12 protein-coding genes are annotated in these 15,195 nt (G+C 43.7%); 5 read left to right on the plus strand and 7 right to left on the minus strand.

Annotation, left to right across the window (positions count from 1 at the left end; all coding sequences use genetic code 11):
- Positions 1-19: 19 nt before the first annotated feature.
- The 3 genes from gcvP to IHV80_RS20760 form a co-directional block, all read right to left on the minus strand.
- Positions 20-2,899: an aminomethyl-transferring glycine dehydrogenase gene (gene gcvP, locus IHV80_RS20750; RefSeq protein ID WP_192892153.1), complete on the minus strand. Its 2,880-nt coding sequence runs from the start codon at positions 2,897-2,899 to the stop codon at positions 20-22.
- An 88-nt stretch (positions 2,900-2,987) separates the two neighbouring features.
- Entirely contained in the window at positions 2,988-3,368 is a 381-nt protein-coding gene (gcvH, locus tag IHV80_RS20755; protein ID WP_004730871.1) for a glycine cleavage system protein GcvH, read from the minus strand.
- Between the two features lie 51 nt (positions 3,369-3,419).
- Positions 3,420-4,712, minus strand: coding sequence for a serine hydroxymethyltransferase (locus IHV80_RS20760; RefSeq protein WP_192892154.1), 1,293 nt, complete (start codon positions 4,710-4,712; stop codon positions 3,420-3,422).
- 441 nt (positions 4,713-5,153) lie between these two features.
- Here IHV80_RS20760 and IHV80_RS20765 point away from each other — a divergent pair, with 441 nt between their 5' ends.
- From IHV80_RS20765 to IHV80_RS20775, 3 genes are all read left to right on the plus strand, one after another.
- Complete coding sequence (locus IHV80_RS20765) at positions 5,154-5,777, plus strand: helix-turn-helix domain-containing protein (protein WP_017105927.1); 624 nt, start codon at positions 5,154-5,156, stop codon at positions 5,775-5,777.
- Between the two features lie 493 nt (positions 5,778-6,270).
- The gene (gene gcvT / locus IHV80_RS20770; protein ID WP_192892155.1) at positions 6,271-7,404 is read left to right on the plus strand and encodes a glycine cleavage system aminomethyltransferase GcvT; all 1,134 of its coding nucleotides are present in this window, start codon (positions 6,271-6,273) and stop codon (positions 7,402-7,404) included.
- A 264-nt stretch (positions 7,405-7,668) separates the two neighbouring features.
- Positions 7,669-8,727, plus strand: a complete 1,059-nt coding sequence (locus IHV80_RS20775) for a S1 family peptidase (RefSeq protein WP_192890791.1) — start codon at positions 7,669-7,671, stop codon at positions 8,725-8,727.
- A 76-nt stretch (positions 8,728-8,803) separates the two neighbouring features.
- Here IHV80_RS20775 and IHV80_RS20780 read toward each other — a convergent pair whose 3' ends face one another.
- On the minus strand, positions 8,804-9,130 hold the full coding sequence (locus tag IHV80_RS20780) for a hypothetical protein (RefSeq protein ID WP_192890792.1): 327 nt from the start codon (positions 9,128-9,130) through the stop codon (positions 8,804-8,806).
- Between the two features lie 200 nt (positions 9,131-9,330).
- Here IHV80_RS20780 and IHV80_RS20785 point away from each other — a divergent pair, with 200 nt between their 5' ends.
- On the plus strand, positions 9,331-9,648 hold the full coding sequence (locus tag IHV80_RS20785; RefSeq protein WP_192890793.1) for a helix-turn-helix transcriptional regulator: 318 nt from the start codon (positions 9,331-9,333) through the stop codon (positions 9,646-9,648).
- Between the two features lie 92 nt (positions 9,649-9,740).
- On the opposite strand, the gene arfB is transcribed toward IHV80_RS20785, so the two are convergent.
- Positions 9,741-10,151: an alternative ribosome rescue aminoacyl-tRNA hydrolase ArfB gene (gene arfB / locus IHV80_RS20790; protein ID WP_102350009.1), complete on the minus strand. Its 411-nt coding sequence runs from the start codon at positions 10,149-10,151 to the stop codon at positions 9,741-9,743.
- An 87-nt stretch (positions 10,152-10,238) separates the two neighbouring features.
- Here arfB and IHV80_RS20795 point away from each other — a divergent pair, with 87 nt between their 5' ends.
- Positions 10,239-10,844 carry a beta-phosphoglucomutase family hydrolase gene (locus IHV80_RS20795; protein ID WP_192892189.1) on the plus strand — a complete coding sequence of 202 codons (606 nt, stop codon included), beginning with the start codon at positions 10,239-10,241 and terminating at the stop codon, positions 10,842-10,844.
- A 90-nt stretch (positions 10,845-10,934) separates the two neighbouring features.
- Here IHV80_RS20795 and IHV80_RS20800 read toward each other — a convergent pair whose 3' ends face one another.
- Positions 10,935-12,839, minus strand: coding sequence for a sensor domain-containing diguanylate cyclase (locus IHV80_RS20800; protein ID WP_192890794.1), 1,905 nt, complete (start codon positions 12,837-12,839; stop codon positions 10,935-10,937).
- A 317-nt stretch (positions 12,840-13,156) separates the two neighbouring features.
- Positions 13,157-14,905, minus strand: a complete 1,749-nt coding sequence (locus IHV80_RS20805) for a formate--tetrahydrofolate ligase (RefSeq protein WP_192890795.1) — start codon at positions 14,903-14,905, stop codon at positions 13,157-13,159.
- Positions 14,906-15,195 lie beyond the last annotated feature (290 nt).

A 15,195-nucleotide genomic window follows, 5' to 3' on the forward strand; every position in this document is an offset into this window, starting at 1 on the left:
TATCTAGAATCTACAAAAATTAGTCTTCGTAGTTATCGATACTTGGGCAAGAACAGATTAGGTTACGGTCGCCGTATACGTTGTCTACACGGTTAACAGTAGGCCAGTACTTCGAGTTCTTCGTTGCTTTCGATGGGAAGCAAGCCAGTTCGCGAGAGTAAGGGCGATCCCATTCTGCGCCTGAAAGGTCAACTTGTGTGTGCGGCGCGTTCACTAGAGGGTTGTTGTCTAGTGGCCATTCACCGGCTTTCACTGCTGCCATTTCGTGACGGATTGCGATCATCGCTTCACAGAAACGGTCTAGCTCTTCTAAATCTTCTGATTCAGTTGGCTCTACCATTAGTGTGCCAGCTACTGGGAAAGACATAGTAGGCGCGTGGAAACCGAAGTCCATTAGACGCTTAGCAATATCTTCTTCGCTGATGCCTGTGTCTTCTTTAAGTGGACGAATATCTATAATACATTCGTGCGCTACGCGGCCGTTAGTGCCACGGTAAAGAACAGGGTAGTGAGGACGTAGTTTTTCCATCACGTAGTTCGCGTTCAGAATCGCCACTTTAGTCGCGTCTGTTAGGCCAGGTTCGCCCATCATTGCGATGTAAGCCCAAGAGATAGGTAGAATTGAAGCACTGCCTAAATCTGCTGCTGATACCGCGTAGTCTGAACCCTGTACACCATTTTCGATGTGACCTGGTAGGAAAGGTGCTAGGTGCGATTTAACACCGATAGGACCCATACCCGGACCGCCACCACCGTGTGGGATACAGAATGTTTTGTGTAGGTTCAAGTGAGATACGTCTGAACCGATGAAGCCTGGAGATGTTAGACCTACTTGAGCGTTCATGTTCGCGCCGTCTAGGTAAACCTGACCGCCCGCTGAGTGAACTTGTTCACACACTTCTTTCACTTGCTCTTCGTATACGCCGTGCGTAGAAGGGTAAGTGATCATGATGCTTGATAGGTTGTCTTTGTGCTTCTCGATTTTCGCTGCTAGGTCTGTCATGTCGATGTTGCCATCTTCATCACACTTAACAACCACTACCTTCATAGAAACCATTGATGCTGTTGCAGGGTTAGTACCGTGCGCAGAGCTTGGAATCAGACAAACGTTACGGTGACCTTCACCGCGGCTTGCGTGGTAACGTTGAATCGCGATTAGTCCCGCGTATTCACCAGATGCACCAGAGTTAGGCTGTAGTGAGAAATCGTCGTAACCGGTGATTTCACATAGCTTCTCTTTAAGGTCTTTCGCTAGTGCTGTGTAACCTGCCGCTTGCTCTAGAGGTGCGAATGGGTGAATTGAACCAAACTCAGGCCATGTTACTGGAATCATCTCAGCAGCAGCGTTCAGCTTCATCGTACAGCTGCCCAGTGGGATCATGCCGTGCGTTAGTGAGAAGTCTTTGTTCTCAAGCTGTTTTAGGTAACGCATCATTTGCGTTTCGCTGTGGTGCGTGTTGAATACTGGGTGAGTTAGGAACTCTGATTCACGACGGCAGTTTTCTGGAATTGCTGCAAACTCATTTGATGCAATGTCAGAAGATAGTGCTTGAACGTCTTCTTTCACGTCGAAGATTGCGAATAGGGCATTCACGTCGTCGATCGTTGTAGTTTCATCTAAGCTGATACCGATCTTACCTTTAAGAAGGCGAAGGTTTATGTCTGCTGCTTGCGCTTTCGCGTACAGTGCATCTGTCTTCTCTTCAGAGTTGATCGTGATGGTATCAAAGAAGCTGTTGTTCGTTAGCTCGTAACCCGATTTAGTCAGGCCAGCCGCTAGGATAGCTGTCATGTGGTGTGTACGACGAGCAATAGTACGTAGGCCTTCTGCACCGTGGTAAACCGCGTAGAAAGACGCCATATTTGCAAGAAGTGCTTGAGCTGTACAGATGTTCGATGTCGCTTTTTCGCGGCGGATATGTTGCTCACGAGTTTGCATTGCCATACGTAGCGCTTGGTTACCGTGAGTATCGATAGAAACACCGATGACACGACCTGGCATTGTACGCTTATGCTTTTCACGAGTACCCATGAATGCAGCGTGTGGACCGCCGTAACCCATAGGAACGCCGAAACGTTGAGCTGAACCGATTACTACGTCTGCGCCCATTTCGCCAGCTGGCTTAAGTAGAGCAGAGGCTAGTAGGTCAGTTGCAACCGTTACAAGCGTTTTGTTTGCTTGAGCTTTCGCAATGATGTCGGTTAGATCGCGAACTTCACCTGTAGTACCAGGGTATTGAACTAACGCACCAAATACGTCTTGCTCTGGAAGTGTTTCAAGAGCACCAACCATTACTTCAAAACCGATGTACTCAGCACGAGTTTTAACAACTTCTAGTGTTTGAGGGTGAACATCGTCAGCAACGAAGAATACTTTGCTCTTGCTTTTACCAGCACGCTTACACAGTGTCATCGCTTCGCCAGCCGCTGTCGCTTCATCAAGAAGAGATGCGTTTGCGATTTCCATACCTGTAAGGTCCATTACCATTTGTTGGTAATTTAATAGAGCTTCAAGACGACCTTGAGAAATCTCTGGTTGGTATGGTGTGTAAGCTGTGTACCAGCCTGGGTTCTCTAAAACGTTACGCAGAATAACGTTTGGAGTGAATGTGTTGTAGTAGCCTTGGCCAATGAAGGTACGTTTCACTTGGTTTAGGTTAGCGATCTCTTTAAGAGAGGTCAGCATGTCCATTTCGCTCAGTGGCGCAGCAAGTGTCATTGGCTTTTCAAGACGGATTTGTGCAGGAACCGTTTCGTCGATCAGTGCGTCTAAGCTAGTCGCGTTGATCGCTTCAAGCATTTTCTGCTGGTCTGCTTTATTAGGGCCGTTATGACGAGCAACAAACTCGTTTTGAGTACCCAAGTCTTTTAGTAATTGGCTTTGAAGTAATTCAGTCATGATATGTTCTACTTTCTCTTTGGAGCCGTGAGCTAGCCCCTAAAATTAAGCTGCTCAAAAGAGCAGCTTTATCGTAATGAGGAACCTATTAGTCTTCTTCGATAGAGCTTAGGTATTCTTCCGCATCTTTAAGGTTGTTTAGTTCAGACGCATCAGACATCTTCACTTTAACAATCCAACCACCTTCATAAGATTCTTCGTTAATTAACTCTGGGCTATCTTCTAATTCTTCGTTGATTTCTACGATTTCGCCAGAGATTGGTGCGTAGATATCAGAAGCTGCTTTCACTGATTCAACTAGAGAGAAGCTTTCGCCAGCTTCTATTTCGTCTCCAGTGTCAGGCAGGTCAACAAACACAACGTCACCTAGCATCTCTTGAGCGTGCTCAGAAATACCGATAGTCACAGTACCGTCACCGTTGTCTTTTACCCACTCGTGGCTGTCTGCAAACTTTAGTGTATTGTCCATTGCTTATTCTCCAAAAATTTATGAGGTTTTAATTTAAATCTTAAAAACGGTTTAACGATAAAGAGGGAAGCGTTTGCAAAGCTCTTTAACTTGCTTGCGAACACGTTGCTCAACTTCAGCGTTGCCTTCAGGGCTTTCAACTAAGCCATCAAGTACATCGCCGATCCATTCACCGATAAGTTTGAATTCTTCAGTGCCAAAACCACGACTGGTTCCAGCTGGCGTACCTAAACGAATACCCGAAGTAATCATAGGCTTCTCTGTGTCGAATGGTATGCCATTTTTGTTACATGTGATCCCTGCACGCTCTAATGCTTCTTCAGTTACGTTACCTTTCAAGCCCTTAGGACGAAGGTCAACCAGCATTAGGTGCGTGTCTGTTCCGCCAGTCACAATGTCACAACCGCGAGTTTGCAACACTTCAGCAAGAACTTTTGCGTTGTCGATCACTGAATCAATATAAGTATTAAATTCTGGACCAAGTGCTTCGCCAAACGCCACTGCTTTAGCCGCGATAACGTGCATTAGTGGGCCGCCTTGAAGGCCAGGGAATACTGCAGAGTTGATCTTTTTGTTGATGTCTTCGTGGTTCGTAAGAATCATACCGCCGCGTGGGCCACGAAGTGTTTTGTGCGTTGTTGTCGTTACAACATGTGCGTGTGGTAGTGGGCTAGGGTGAGCACCTGTCGCGATAAGACCTGCGATGTGTGCCATATCGACCATTAGGATAGCGCCAACTTCGTCAGCGATTTCGCGGAACTTAGCGAAATCAATAACGCGTGGAATAGCACTACCACCAGCAATAATCATTTTAGGTTGGCTTTCGATAGCTAAAGCGCGAACCGCTTCGTAATCGATTTCTAGAGTTTCGCGGTCTACGCCGTATTGAACTGCGTTGAACCACTTACCAGACATAGCAGGACGTGCACCGTGTGTAAGGTGGCCACCAGCGTCTAGAGACATGCCTAGGATAGTGTCGCCAGGTTGAAGTAGGGCAAGTTTAACTGCGCCGTTTGCTTGAGCGCCTGAGTGAAGCTGTACGTTTACGTATTCGCATTTGAATAGTTGTTTCGCACGTTCAATCGCAATAGCTTCAACTGTATCTACATGTTCACAACCACCGTAGTAACGGCGGCCTGGGTAGCCTTCGGCGTATTTGTTTGTTAGGCAAGTGCCTTGAGCTTGCATTACTGCTTTAGAAACGATGTTCTCAGAAGCAATAAGTTCGATTTGTTCATTTTGACGAGTGTTCTCTGCTTGGATGCCAGCAAATACTGCATCGTCTGTTCCAGATAGGTTCGTAGTGAAAAAACTGTCTAAGCTATGGTTTTGGTAAGCGTTCATTGTCGAGACCTTTCATTAAGCTAATGGTGATTGTTTTTATAGTCCATTAGGTCTTACGTTGATTTCTGCATCGGTATCGTTTGCGCTATATAGGTATAGATAAACGTGAATTGCGTTATAAATATACACTTACAGCGTCTAAGCGATCGTTGTAGGGTCAATGCAGCACGAATTGTTTCCCAAAAAGTTCGGGTAAAAAACAGCTCTCACAAATGTTAAATCTATCATTTGCTGCAAGCTGAAGTAGCATCTCTTCATCTAACAAGTCGATAACATAGCTCCGATAAAATCAATTTTCAACAAAAATTTCCAATAGGAAACAACTTTTCTTGTTTTGCTACGGGGAGCACGCTTTATTTCTCTGTGTGCTCTTTAATCAACAAAGCGCTTCATGCAACAATGAAATTAATAGACAGGACGCAAGAAATTAATGAGGGACCTATGTCAGAAGACATTTATGATGAGTACCCATCTTTAACGTTGGCGAAGGAAACGTTAGACCAGAATATTGAACCACTTAGGCTTGGCCAGCGCATTAAAGATATCCGCGGCAAGCTTGGGATTACGCTGGAAGAAGCAAGTCAAAGAACAGGCTTAGCGCGTTCTACGCTCAGCAAAATTGAGAACGAACAAATCTCGCCAACCTTTCAGGCTATGCAAAAACTGGCGATGGGTTTGCAAATTGATATGCCTCAACTCTTTGAACCACCGAGGAAAAAAGTTGCAACAGGACGTCGTGACTTAACAAAGGCGGGTCAAGGCAAACCTCATCCTACACCGACTTATGAGCATGAACTGCTTGCCACTGAGCTGTCTAATAAGAAGATGATGCCTTTTAAGAGTCGCGTGCGAGCGCGTACTTTTGAAGAGTACAATGATTGGGTTCGCCACGACGGGGAAGAGTTCTTAATGATCATCTCTGGCGATGTGATGTTCTACTCAGAATTCTACGAACCCGTACCGATGAGTGAAGGTGATAGCATGTATTACGATGCCAATATGGGGCACATGCTTATCTCGACCAGTGCAGAAGACGCGCTCATTTTGTGGGTGACTGCAAAATAAATTAACAATCTTAGAATTTCTTATAGTGAATGCAAACGTTTGCTTTTGTTTCGAACGTTAGGTAATAGACGCGATATTGGTGTGATAATCATCAATATCGCGTTTTTGTATGTATCGAATAATTGTTTTTAAATTGTTAAATGTCACATTTTGAGCTGTTTGACTATTGTTAAGGGTGTAAAACTGACGCAGGCTTGTTTATTATAGTGAACACGGTTTACTCATATTGATTGAAGTTTACTGAAGTGAATTCTTAGAAAGTGACTTGTAGAGCTTTTGTACAGCTAACCTGATTTATCAAGCTAACGATATAAGCCTATATAAAAGACATCACTTTTTACTATCTACTGTTTCTAAAGTTAAGACGCCAAGGTTACTGACGCGAATACGCTGAGGTGACTAATGATGAAACTTATCGTTAGAAGCGACTCTAAATAGAGATATAAGCGGCAGACTCGATTTGGAAAGCCTGCAACGCTTCATGGAGAAGAAAATGACTCAAGAACACGCTAATCAAGACCTACTAACAACACCATTGCATGCACTTCACGTTGAAGAGGGTGCAAAAATGGTTCCTTTCGCTGGCTACGATATGCCAGTTCAGTATCCACTAGGTGTAAAGAAAGAGCACTTACACACTCGTGATGCTGCCGGTCTTTTTGATGTTTCTCACATGGGGCAACTTCGTCTTCATGGCGCGAACGCAGCTGCTGTCTTAGAATCTTTGGTTCCTGTAGATATTATTGACCTTCCTTCTGGTAAGCAGCGCTATGCGTTCTTTACTAACGAGCAGGGCGGCATTATGGATGACCTGATGGTTGCTAACCTAGGCGATCACCTATTTGTTGTTGTGAACGCTGCATGTAAGACACAAGATATCGACCATCTAACTGCGCACCTACCAGCTGACGTAGAGATGGAAGTGATTGATGATCGCGCTCTATTAGCACTTCAAGGCCCTAAAGCGTCTGAAGTTCTAGCTCGTTTCCAACCAAGCGTTGCTGACATGCTGTTCATGGATGTTCAAAAAATCGATATCGATGGTGTTGAATGCATCGTGAGCCGCAGCGGTTACACCGGTGAAGATGGCTACGAAATCTCAGTTCCTAACGATCACGCTGAAGCTCTTGCTCGTAAACTAACATCTGAAGCAGAAGTAGAGTGGATTGGCCTTGGTGCTCGTGACTCACTTCGTCTTGAATGTGGTCTATGTTTATATGGTCATGACTTAGACACAACGACAACACCAGTAGAAGCTAGCCTTCTATGGGGTATTCAAAAAGTGCGTCGTACTGACGGTGAACGTGCGGGCGGTTTCCCTGGCGCTGATATCATCCTTGAGCAAATCGCGACTAAAGATGTTCAACGTAAACGTGTTGGTCTAGTTGGTCAAACTAAGGCTCCAGTACGTGAAGGCGCAGAGTTGTTTGATGCTGAAGACAACAAGATTGGTGTAGTGACAAGTGGTACTGCGGGTCCTAACGCTGGCAAGCCTGTTTCTATGGCGTACGTTCGCACTGACCTTGCTGCAATTGGCACTGAAGTATTTGCTGACGTTCGTGGCAAGAAGCTACCAATGACAGTAGAAAAAATGCCATTCGTACCTCAGCGTTACTACCGTGGCTAATCTTTTTTAAGAGAAACCACTAAGCTTATCTAAAAGCCTATTGTTTGCTTCTCTGTATTGAGAGGTTTAACGGTAGGCTTTTTGTTTTTCGCAACGTATAAAACTTAAAATGATGAGCTGAGGTAAGTTGTTTATAAATTCGTTTATAAAATGAGAGATGTGGCCATATCGTTACAAATACTTACTATAATGATGATTAGTACGTGTTATGGTGGCGATTCATCAATTTTATAAATAAGTAGTAGGGGTTACAAGGAGTTATCTATGAATGAGAACCATACAATGAGTCCGGTTCGTAAGACCGTTCTTGGGCTTTTAGCGCCATTAATCTACACATCAAGCGTTATGGCGACAGAAAACTCGATCGAAAGTACTCCTGACGCGAACGTAACACCTTATATCGTGAATGGTAGCAATGCTTCGGTAACTGAATTTCCTTCAATGGCGAGCTTGTTCATTGATCGTATTGATTACGATGGTGTTTACTCAACAGGACCTTACTGTGGCGCGACCATTTTAGACCCGACTCATATTCTGACTGCTGCGCACTGTATTTACGGCAATGAAGAAGGGCAGTTATTTACTACTGTAGTTCCACAGCTCGAAGATACGTCTCAATTCCCTAACGGTAACATTCAAAAAGCGCGAGTTTCAGAAGTTTACTATCGCAGTGACTATTCAAACGCGTTGAGTGATCTATTGCGCAACGATGTTGCCATTCTTAAGCTAGAAAGCCCGCTGAATATTGATTCAGTTAACGATGTTGTAAAACGCCCTAGTTCGGATGGTTATCGTAGCTCTTCAGAGGTATTTACCGCTGTGGGCCATGGTGATACACGTTCAGGCTTTGACGGAACAACTTTGTTGCAGAAGGCTGACCTGAATTACGTAGATAACGCTACTTGTGCTTCAGCCTTTGCTGATGGTTCAGCCTTAACTGATAACCAAATATGCTTTAACGGTAATTACAGTGCATTTACCGGGCTATTTAATGGTACGTGCCAAGGCGACTCCGGAGGTCCTGTCTATTGGCAAGATGGTTCAACATATAGACAAGTTGGTATTACCAGTTTTGGCCCAGATACTTGTGGTGGTAGCCCAACCGTGACATCGGTATTCACCGAAATACTAGACTATAAAACTTGGATCGACAGTGTTATTGCTGGTACTGAAACCGCCAAGTTTGTTTCTACTGATGCTAAGCGAACAGCTTATGTGAATGCACGAGCTTCATCTGGTTCAAGCAGTGGTGGTAGTGTTTCATTTGGTTTGCTAGGTATGCTGATGTTGTTCGCGGGTGTTAGAAAAGCCGTGTTACGGTAGAACTTCAATGCTTTGAACAAGTCGACGTGTATCTAACGATAGCGTCGACTTTTTTATTTCTGCAGGTTTCACTCGTTTATCTGTTTCGTTCTACAACTGCTTTTCTGCTGTACCTTTCTAGAATTTCATCCATTTCTTTTATTGCATCATTGATGCTTTTGATGCCACCTTGCGCGACATCTTTTTCGTGTGGGTTCAATGCAGAAAAAGCCTGTTTTAATTCCTTATCTTCCAACATGCTCCCGTGCAACAACACTTCTTTGTAAGTGAGTAGCCTATGCTGTACCGCGATAATTTGACTGCGGGTATTTTCGGATTCTAAAGCGTGTTTTATGCAAGAAAATACGAATTTATAATTATTCGCAATTTCCAATTTGACGTCTTTCTTATTCGCAATTTGCAATTTTTATTATTTCCCAACACTTGAATCATCAAGTTTACTAGCCTGTCCATTCACGACTGATGTAAGTGTGAAGGTTTATGAAACGTAACGTTTTTATGGCTCGCATAATATGCCTTTAATGGCGTATGTAAACCGTCGAGAGTCAATATGGTCTGCTTCTTGCTGAAATTAGGTCATAACTGTCTAGTGAGGAGAAGCTTATGTCGCAAGAGCCCATAGTAATGGCGCTGGTTGATCGCAGAAAAAAAGCTAATTTATCCCAAGAAAAGTTAGCCTCAAGTGCAGGAATGAGTTTAAAAACGTATCAGCGAATTGAACGCGGTGAGGCAGACATAAAAATGTCTCAATATCGTTCTATCACGAGAACTTTAAAAGTGACGGACTTGGATGTCGTGCTTGATATTGTTGGTGCATCACAAGCAACGGCGGAAGACGTTGCAGCGGTCAGTCGTTTACTGACCAGTGAAGAAAGAATGTTGTTGATCAAACTGATTTTGTCGGTCAAAAAACAGCCGTAGCGTTTTGGTCTAATAGGTATCGTTTTTGTCCAAACAAATGAGTTACAACGGTTGTTTCATAAGTGACGTGTTCATCGGCGGACCTGAAAGAACTAGTCCACTCTTCCGCGCAGTTGCTTGGTGGTACTTCTTTGTTTCTTTCCTTCTAAACGTCTTTTCTGAGAGCCACGTGTCGGCTTAGTTGCTCGTCTTACTTTTTGAACCTTTGTTGCTTCCAAGATCAGTTCTTTCAAACGCACCAAAGCATCATCACGGTTTTGTTCTTGAGTTCTATACTGCTGCGCCTTAATGATAATCACGCCATCTTTAGTAATGCGGCTATCTTTGTGCGCTAGGAGTTTTTCTTTATAGAAATCAGGTAGGGTGGAGTGCTTGATGTCAAAACGTAAATGTATCGCGCTCGATACTTTATTGACGTTTTGGCCGCCGGCTCCTTGTGCTCTGATCGCGGTTAACTGGAGTTCCCAGTCTTGAATCGAAACAGAGTTAGATATTTGTAACATAAACTTCCATTTTGAACGGTAATATGGGGTCATGATACTGAATATTGGTTATGGTATCAGTAACTTTCTTAAAGAGTGGTAGTAGTGATGAAAATAGATTTAACGGCGTATGAAGGATTAATCTTTGATATGGACGGTACGTTGATCGATACAATGCCGGCACATGTAAAAGCATGGCAGCAAACGGCTGAAGAGTTCGGCTTTCATTTCGAGGCATCTTGGTTGCACAGTTTAGGTGGTATGCCGAGTTATAAGATCGCGGGTGAGGTGAATAGTAAATACGGTTTGTCACTCGACCCACAAGCGGTATCTATGTTTAAGATGGCGTCGTTTGCGGCGATTGAAGACAAAGGAGATATTATCCCTTGTACGCATTCTCTTCTAATAGAACATCTAGGCAACAAAAAAATAGCGGTAGGGACAGGCAGTCAGCGTAAAAGTGCAGAACAGCTATTAGATAAAACGGATATCTTGAGTAAGCTGGATATCTTAGTGACAGCGACAGATGTGAAGAATCATAAGCCAAATCCAGATACCTTCTTGGATGCTTGTTTCGGTATGGGATTACAACCCAAGCAGTGTGTTGTATTTGAAGATACCGATCTTGGTAAGCAGGCTGCTCATGCTGCGAACATGGATTGTATTCTGGTGGTCGAAGGGAATAAGTTAGAGTTCTATCCTGCACCAAGCTGATTGCTAAATTGTGATGTCACTGAATGATAAGGCTGCTAAGTCAATGGCTGTTGGCCAGATTAAAGCCTAGCGGGATGATATAGATTTTTGCTAGGCGATTTCGCTCATTTCTTTGTCTAGAAATAAACACACTTTGTTTCGACCTGCCGCTTTGGCCTCATATAACGCTAAATCGGCGCACTTGTAGTTAAGAGCAGGATCATTGGTGATGTTAGTGATTCCGCCACTCACAGTCACTACGTTGTCGAGATCAAGACTGACAGCAACTCTCAACCTGTTGAGGACGTATTCAGCTTCTTCTGTTGAGGTGTGAGGCAGAATAACACCAAACTCTTCACCACCAATACGAGCAACAAAATCGGTTTCACGACATTCGCGTTGGAGCACTTTAGCGACCGTTTGAATGACTCGATCACCGTAGTCATGCCCAAATCGGTCATTAATGCGTTTGAAGTAGTCAATATCCAAGATAGCTAAACAAGACTGCTCACGGGTAGGGTAACGATGAACACGAGAGCATTCATCGCGCAGCTCAAGATCGAACTTGCGGCGGTTCCAACAGCCTGCTAACGAATCTTTTTCACTTAGGTTTCTCAGTTTATTCTCGAGCTCTTTGTGTTTACTGATATCGACAAATGACGCGACATAAAACTGAATCACACCTTTTGAGTCTTTAATCGTTTGAATTCGCAGTATTTCAGTGATCAGAGAACCGTCTTTACGGCGATTTACTACTTCGCCTTCCCATACTCCAGTCTTGGTAATAATGCTCCACATCTTTATGTAGAATTCTTGATTGTAGCGACCAGAGGCAAACATAGAAGGTTGGTGACCTTTTACATCTTCCAGGCTGTAACCACTTACGCGGGTAAACTCTTGGTTTACTTTGATTATTCGGTTATTTCTATCGGTAATCACTAAGGCGGACATGCCATTCATTGCTGCTTTAGCCAGTTGACTATCGATGCTGTTCTTCTTGTGGTTTCTATTCCAAAGCACAAACCCAGCAGAAATCATCGATATCAGTATCGTTAAGGTAATGATCTGTACGACGATAGCGTGGCGTTCTTGTTGATACTGGTTATTAAACTGATGACTTTTAACGTGAAGAACCATATAAATAGGCCCTTCAAACTGATCTATCTTAGGGCTGATATCCGAGTGGAAATACCAGTTTTCGCCATCAAAATAGCTAGAGGAAGTGTTGTCTTTAATTGCTTGCCATAATTCTGGATAGCGCTTGGCATATGTGATGTCAGCACGAGACTCAAGAACATGACCAAATGATTCTTCTGGGTCGGGTCCCATGATGACATGGCCGGTTTTATTCAGGAGTACCGGTACAGCAGAAGATGTTCCGATTTGATAATGTAGGCGATCATAAATCTCAAGCATATTGAGGTTTGCAATAAAGTAACCAATGATGCGATTTTTTGACGTTACAGGCGTCATGATACGAAGGGCCGGAATTAACGGATGAACTATTTCACCGTTTTCGACTTCTAGATCGATACCATTTGAACTGACTTGTCCAATTTCTAATTTTTGAAGGGTGTCAAAGTAACTGCGCGCTGATTTGTTTTGTAGTTCCTTGTCTGCAACGACTGTGGCTTGATTGTCTTTGTAGTTGATACGGAAAACTTCATTTCCTTGAATATCGAGATAACGAAGTTGTGAGTAATATTTTTGTCCACGAGCAAGCATCACCCACAAGTCTTGCAGCGCTTCTTTGTGAATCGTTGAGGGTTCTTCAATTGCACGAAGAAGGGTTTGTGAATTTGCTATAGAGGGAACGGAGTTAGATATCTGCTCTACGATGACAGAAAGCTCGTGGAAGCTGTATTCGATTTGGTTTTGACTTGATTGCTTAATATTTAGCGTGTGCTGAGCGTCTATCCGATCAAATTCAGAGTTAATATAGAGGGCAGGGACTAGTCCTAGGGCAAAAATGGTACACAGAAATTGGCTGACTAGTTTTTTTATACTCGTATTCATCACTGTCCTCAAAGAATCAGCGCAATACTATATATTTTATGGGGTTTTTAATGTGATCTTGACCCAGAACTTAAAACACGCTTTGCATATAATCATGGTTTTAGTGCAACTTTTTGCAATTAAGCTTGCCAGTTAGGCAATTAACTACCACGAAAACTTTGCAGATCCGTTTGTTTTTAATGAAGCGAATTGGTTTAACGAAGTGCGTAGGGGTTAATGAAAACCCATTGAGGCCAATTTGGATTCTGTTACAGAACTCCAATAAGCGCAGTTAACATGTCACTGCGCTTATTTATGAATTATAAAGAATCTATAAATCAGCTTAATCCGATAATGTTGCCACTGTCATCGATGTCTAAAGACATGAATGCAGGTTTATCCGGTAAGCCAGGCATGGTCATTACATTGCCACACAAAGCGTAGATGAAACCTGCTCCGGCGCAAAGCTTCAGTTCTCTAACTGGTACATCAAACTGGGTAGGAGCGCCTTTAACTTGTGCTTCTGTCGAAATAGATAGCGGTGTCTTTGCCAAACACACTGACAGGTTGCTGTATCCATGTTGGTTGAATTCGGCGAGTTGTTTCTTCGCTAAAGGTGATAGCGAAATACTTGCTGCGCCATAACCGACCTCGGCGACTGCCATTAGTTTTTCTTCTAAGCTCTGCTCAGACTTATAAAGTGGTTTAAAGTCGCTCTCGATTTCACAAGCATCGACAACGGCTTGAGCTAATAACGTCACACCTTCGCCGCCTTTACCAAAAGCTTCGCTGATTTCAACGGTCACATTAGGATCAAAATCGGTGATCAGCTGTTTCAACGTGTTTAACTCATGAATCGAGTCTTGTGGGAATTGGTTGATGGCGACAACGGCAGGCACTTGGTATTGCTTAACGTTGTTGATGTGCCATTTTAGATTCTCAAAGCCCGCAATGAGTGCGTCTTGGTCATCATTGAATATTGACTCTGGTAATGCTGTACCCGCTCTCAAGTCGTATAAGCCTGAGTTGGCTTTTAGGCCACGTAGTGTTGCGACGATCACCGCGCAATCGGGTTTTTTGTTCGATGCTTTAACCTTTATGTTGCACGCTTTCTCAAAACCCATGTCTGAGCCGAAACCGCCTTCTGTCACAACAAAATCACTCAGTTTAAGAGCAATCTTATCCGCAATAATTGAAGAGTTACCATGTGCAATGTTTGCGAAAGGCCCTGCGTGAATCAACGTGGGAACACCTTCAAGTGTTTGCATTAATGTTGGTTCAATTGAATCCTTCATTGTTACAGTCATTGCGCCTGCAACGTTGAAGTCATCTGCGGTTAATGGAATGCCTTGGTGGTTATAAGCGAGTACCACACGACCAATACGTTTGCGCAGGTCCTGAAGGTCGTCAGCCAGCGCAAGAATGGCCATGAGCTCTGAAGCGGCCGAGATATCAAAGCCATCTTCGCGTTCAAAACCGTTGATTGTTTTGTCTGCCTCGTTCTTACCTACAGTGATCATGCGCAGTGCACGATCATTATGGTCAAGCACGCGTCGCCAAACGATTCTGTTTGGGTCTATATCTAGTGCTTTTAAGCCAGAGCGCGCTTCAAAGGCTTCAAGCCCTTCACGCAGCTCGTGATACAAACGAGCGTCAATAGCGGCAGAGGCGAGGTTATGAGCCGCTGTCACCGCATGAATGTCGCCAGTTAGGTGGAGGTTTAACTGCTCCATTGGTGTAACTTGAGAATAACCACCGCCAGCAGCACCACCTTTGACACCAAATACTGGCCCCATAGAAGGCTGACGAATACACGCCATCGCAGACTGGTTAATTTTAGCGAGACCTTGTGCAAGTCCAATTGTGGTGACTGTTTTACCTTCACCGAGTGGCGTAGGCGTAATAGCAGTTACAACGATCAATTTGCCATCTTGTTGCCTAGACAGGCGTTCAAGGGAGCTTAAAGAAACCTTAGACTTATGGAGTCCTAGCGGTTGATGTTCATCTTGATTCAGGCCTGCTTGTTCAGCAACCTCACTGATGTTTTTAAGGGGAGTAGAGCGACAAATATCAATATCAGATAGCATATTTGATCCTTATATCAGAACCGAAAGGTGGTACGTAAACGTTTGCGTGGCGATAATACTGTATAAATTTACCAAGTAAAGGCAAACCACACGAATTATGTGCTGGAAGATAACAGATCTAAAGAGTCATTGCGCGAGATCAAATCTTAAACAAGCAAAATATTCGATTTGATTACCTTTAATTGTGTTTGCATAAATACCGAATACAAAAAGGGCTGCATATAGCAGCCCTTCGAGAAATGGGTAATCTAACTAGGCGTTAACCTCAATCAGTCGACAACCTAAAATGG

This window comes from Vibrio bathopelagicus (assembly GCF_014879975.1).
Classification (GTDB): Bacteria; Pseudomonadota; Gammaproteobacteria; order Enterobacterales; family Vibrionaceae; genus Vibrio; species Vibrio bathopelagicus.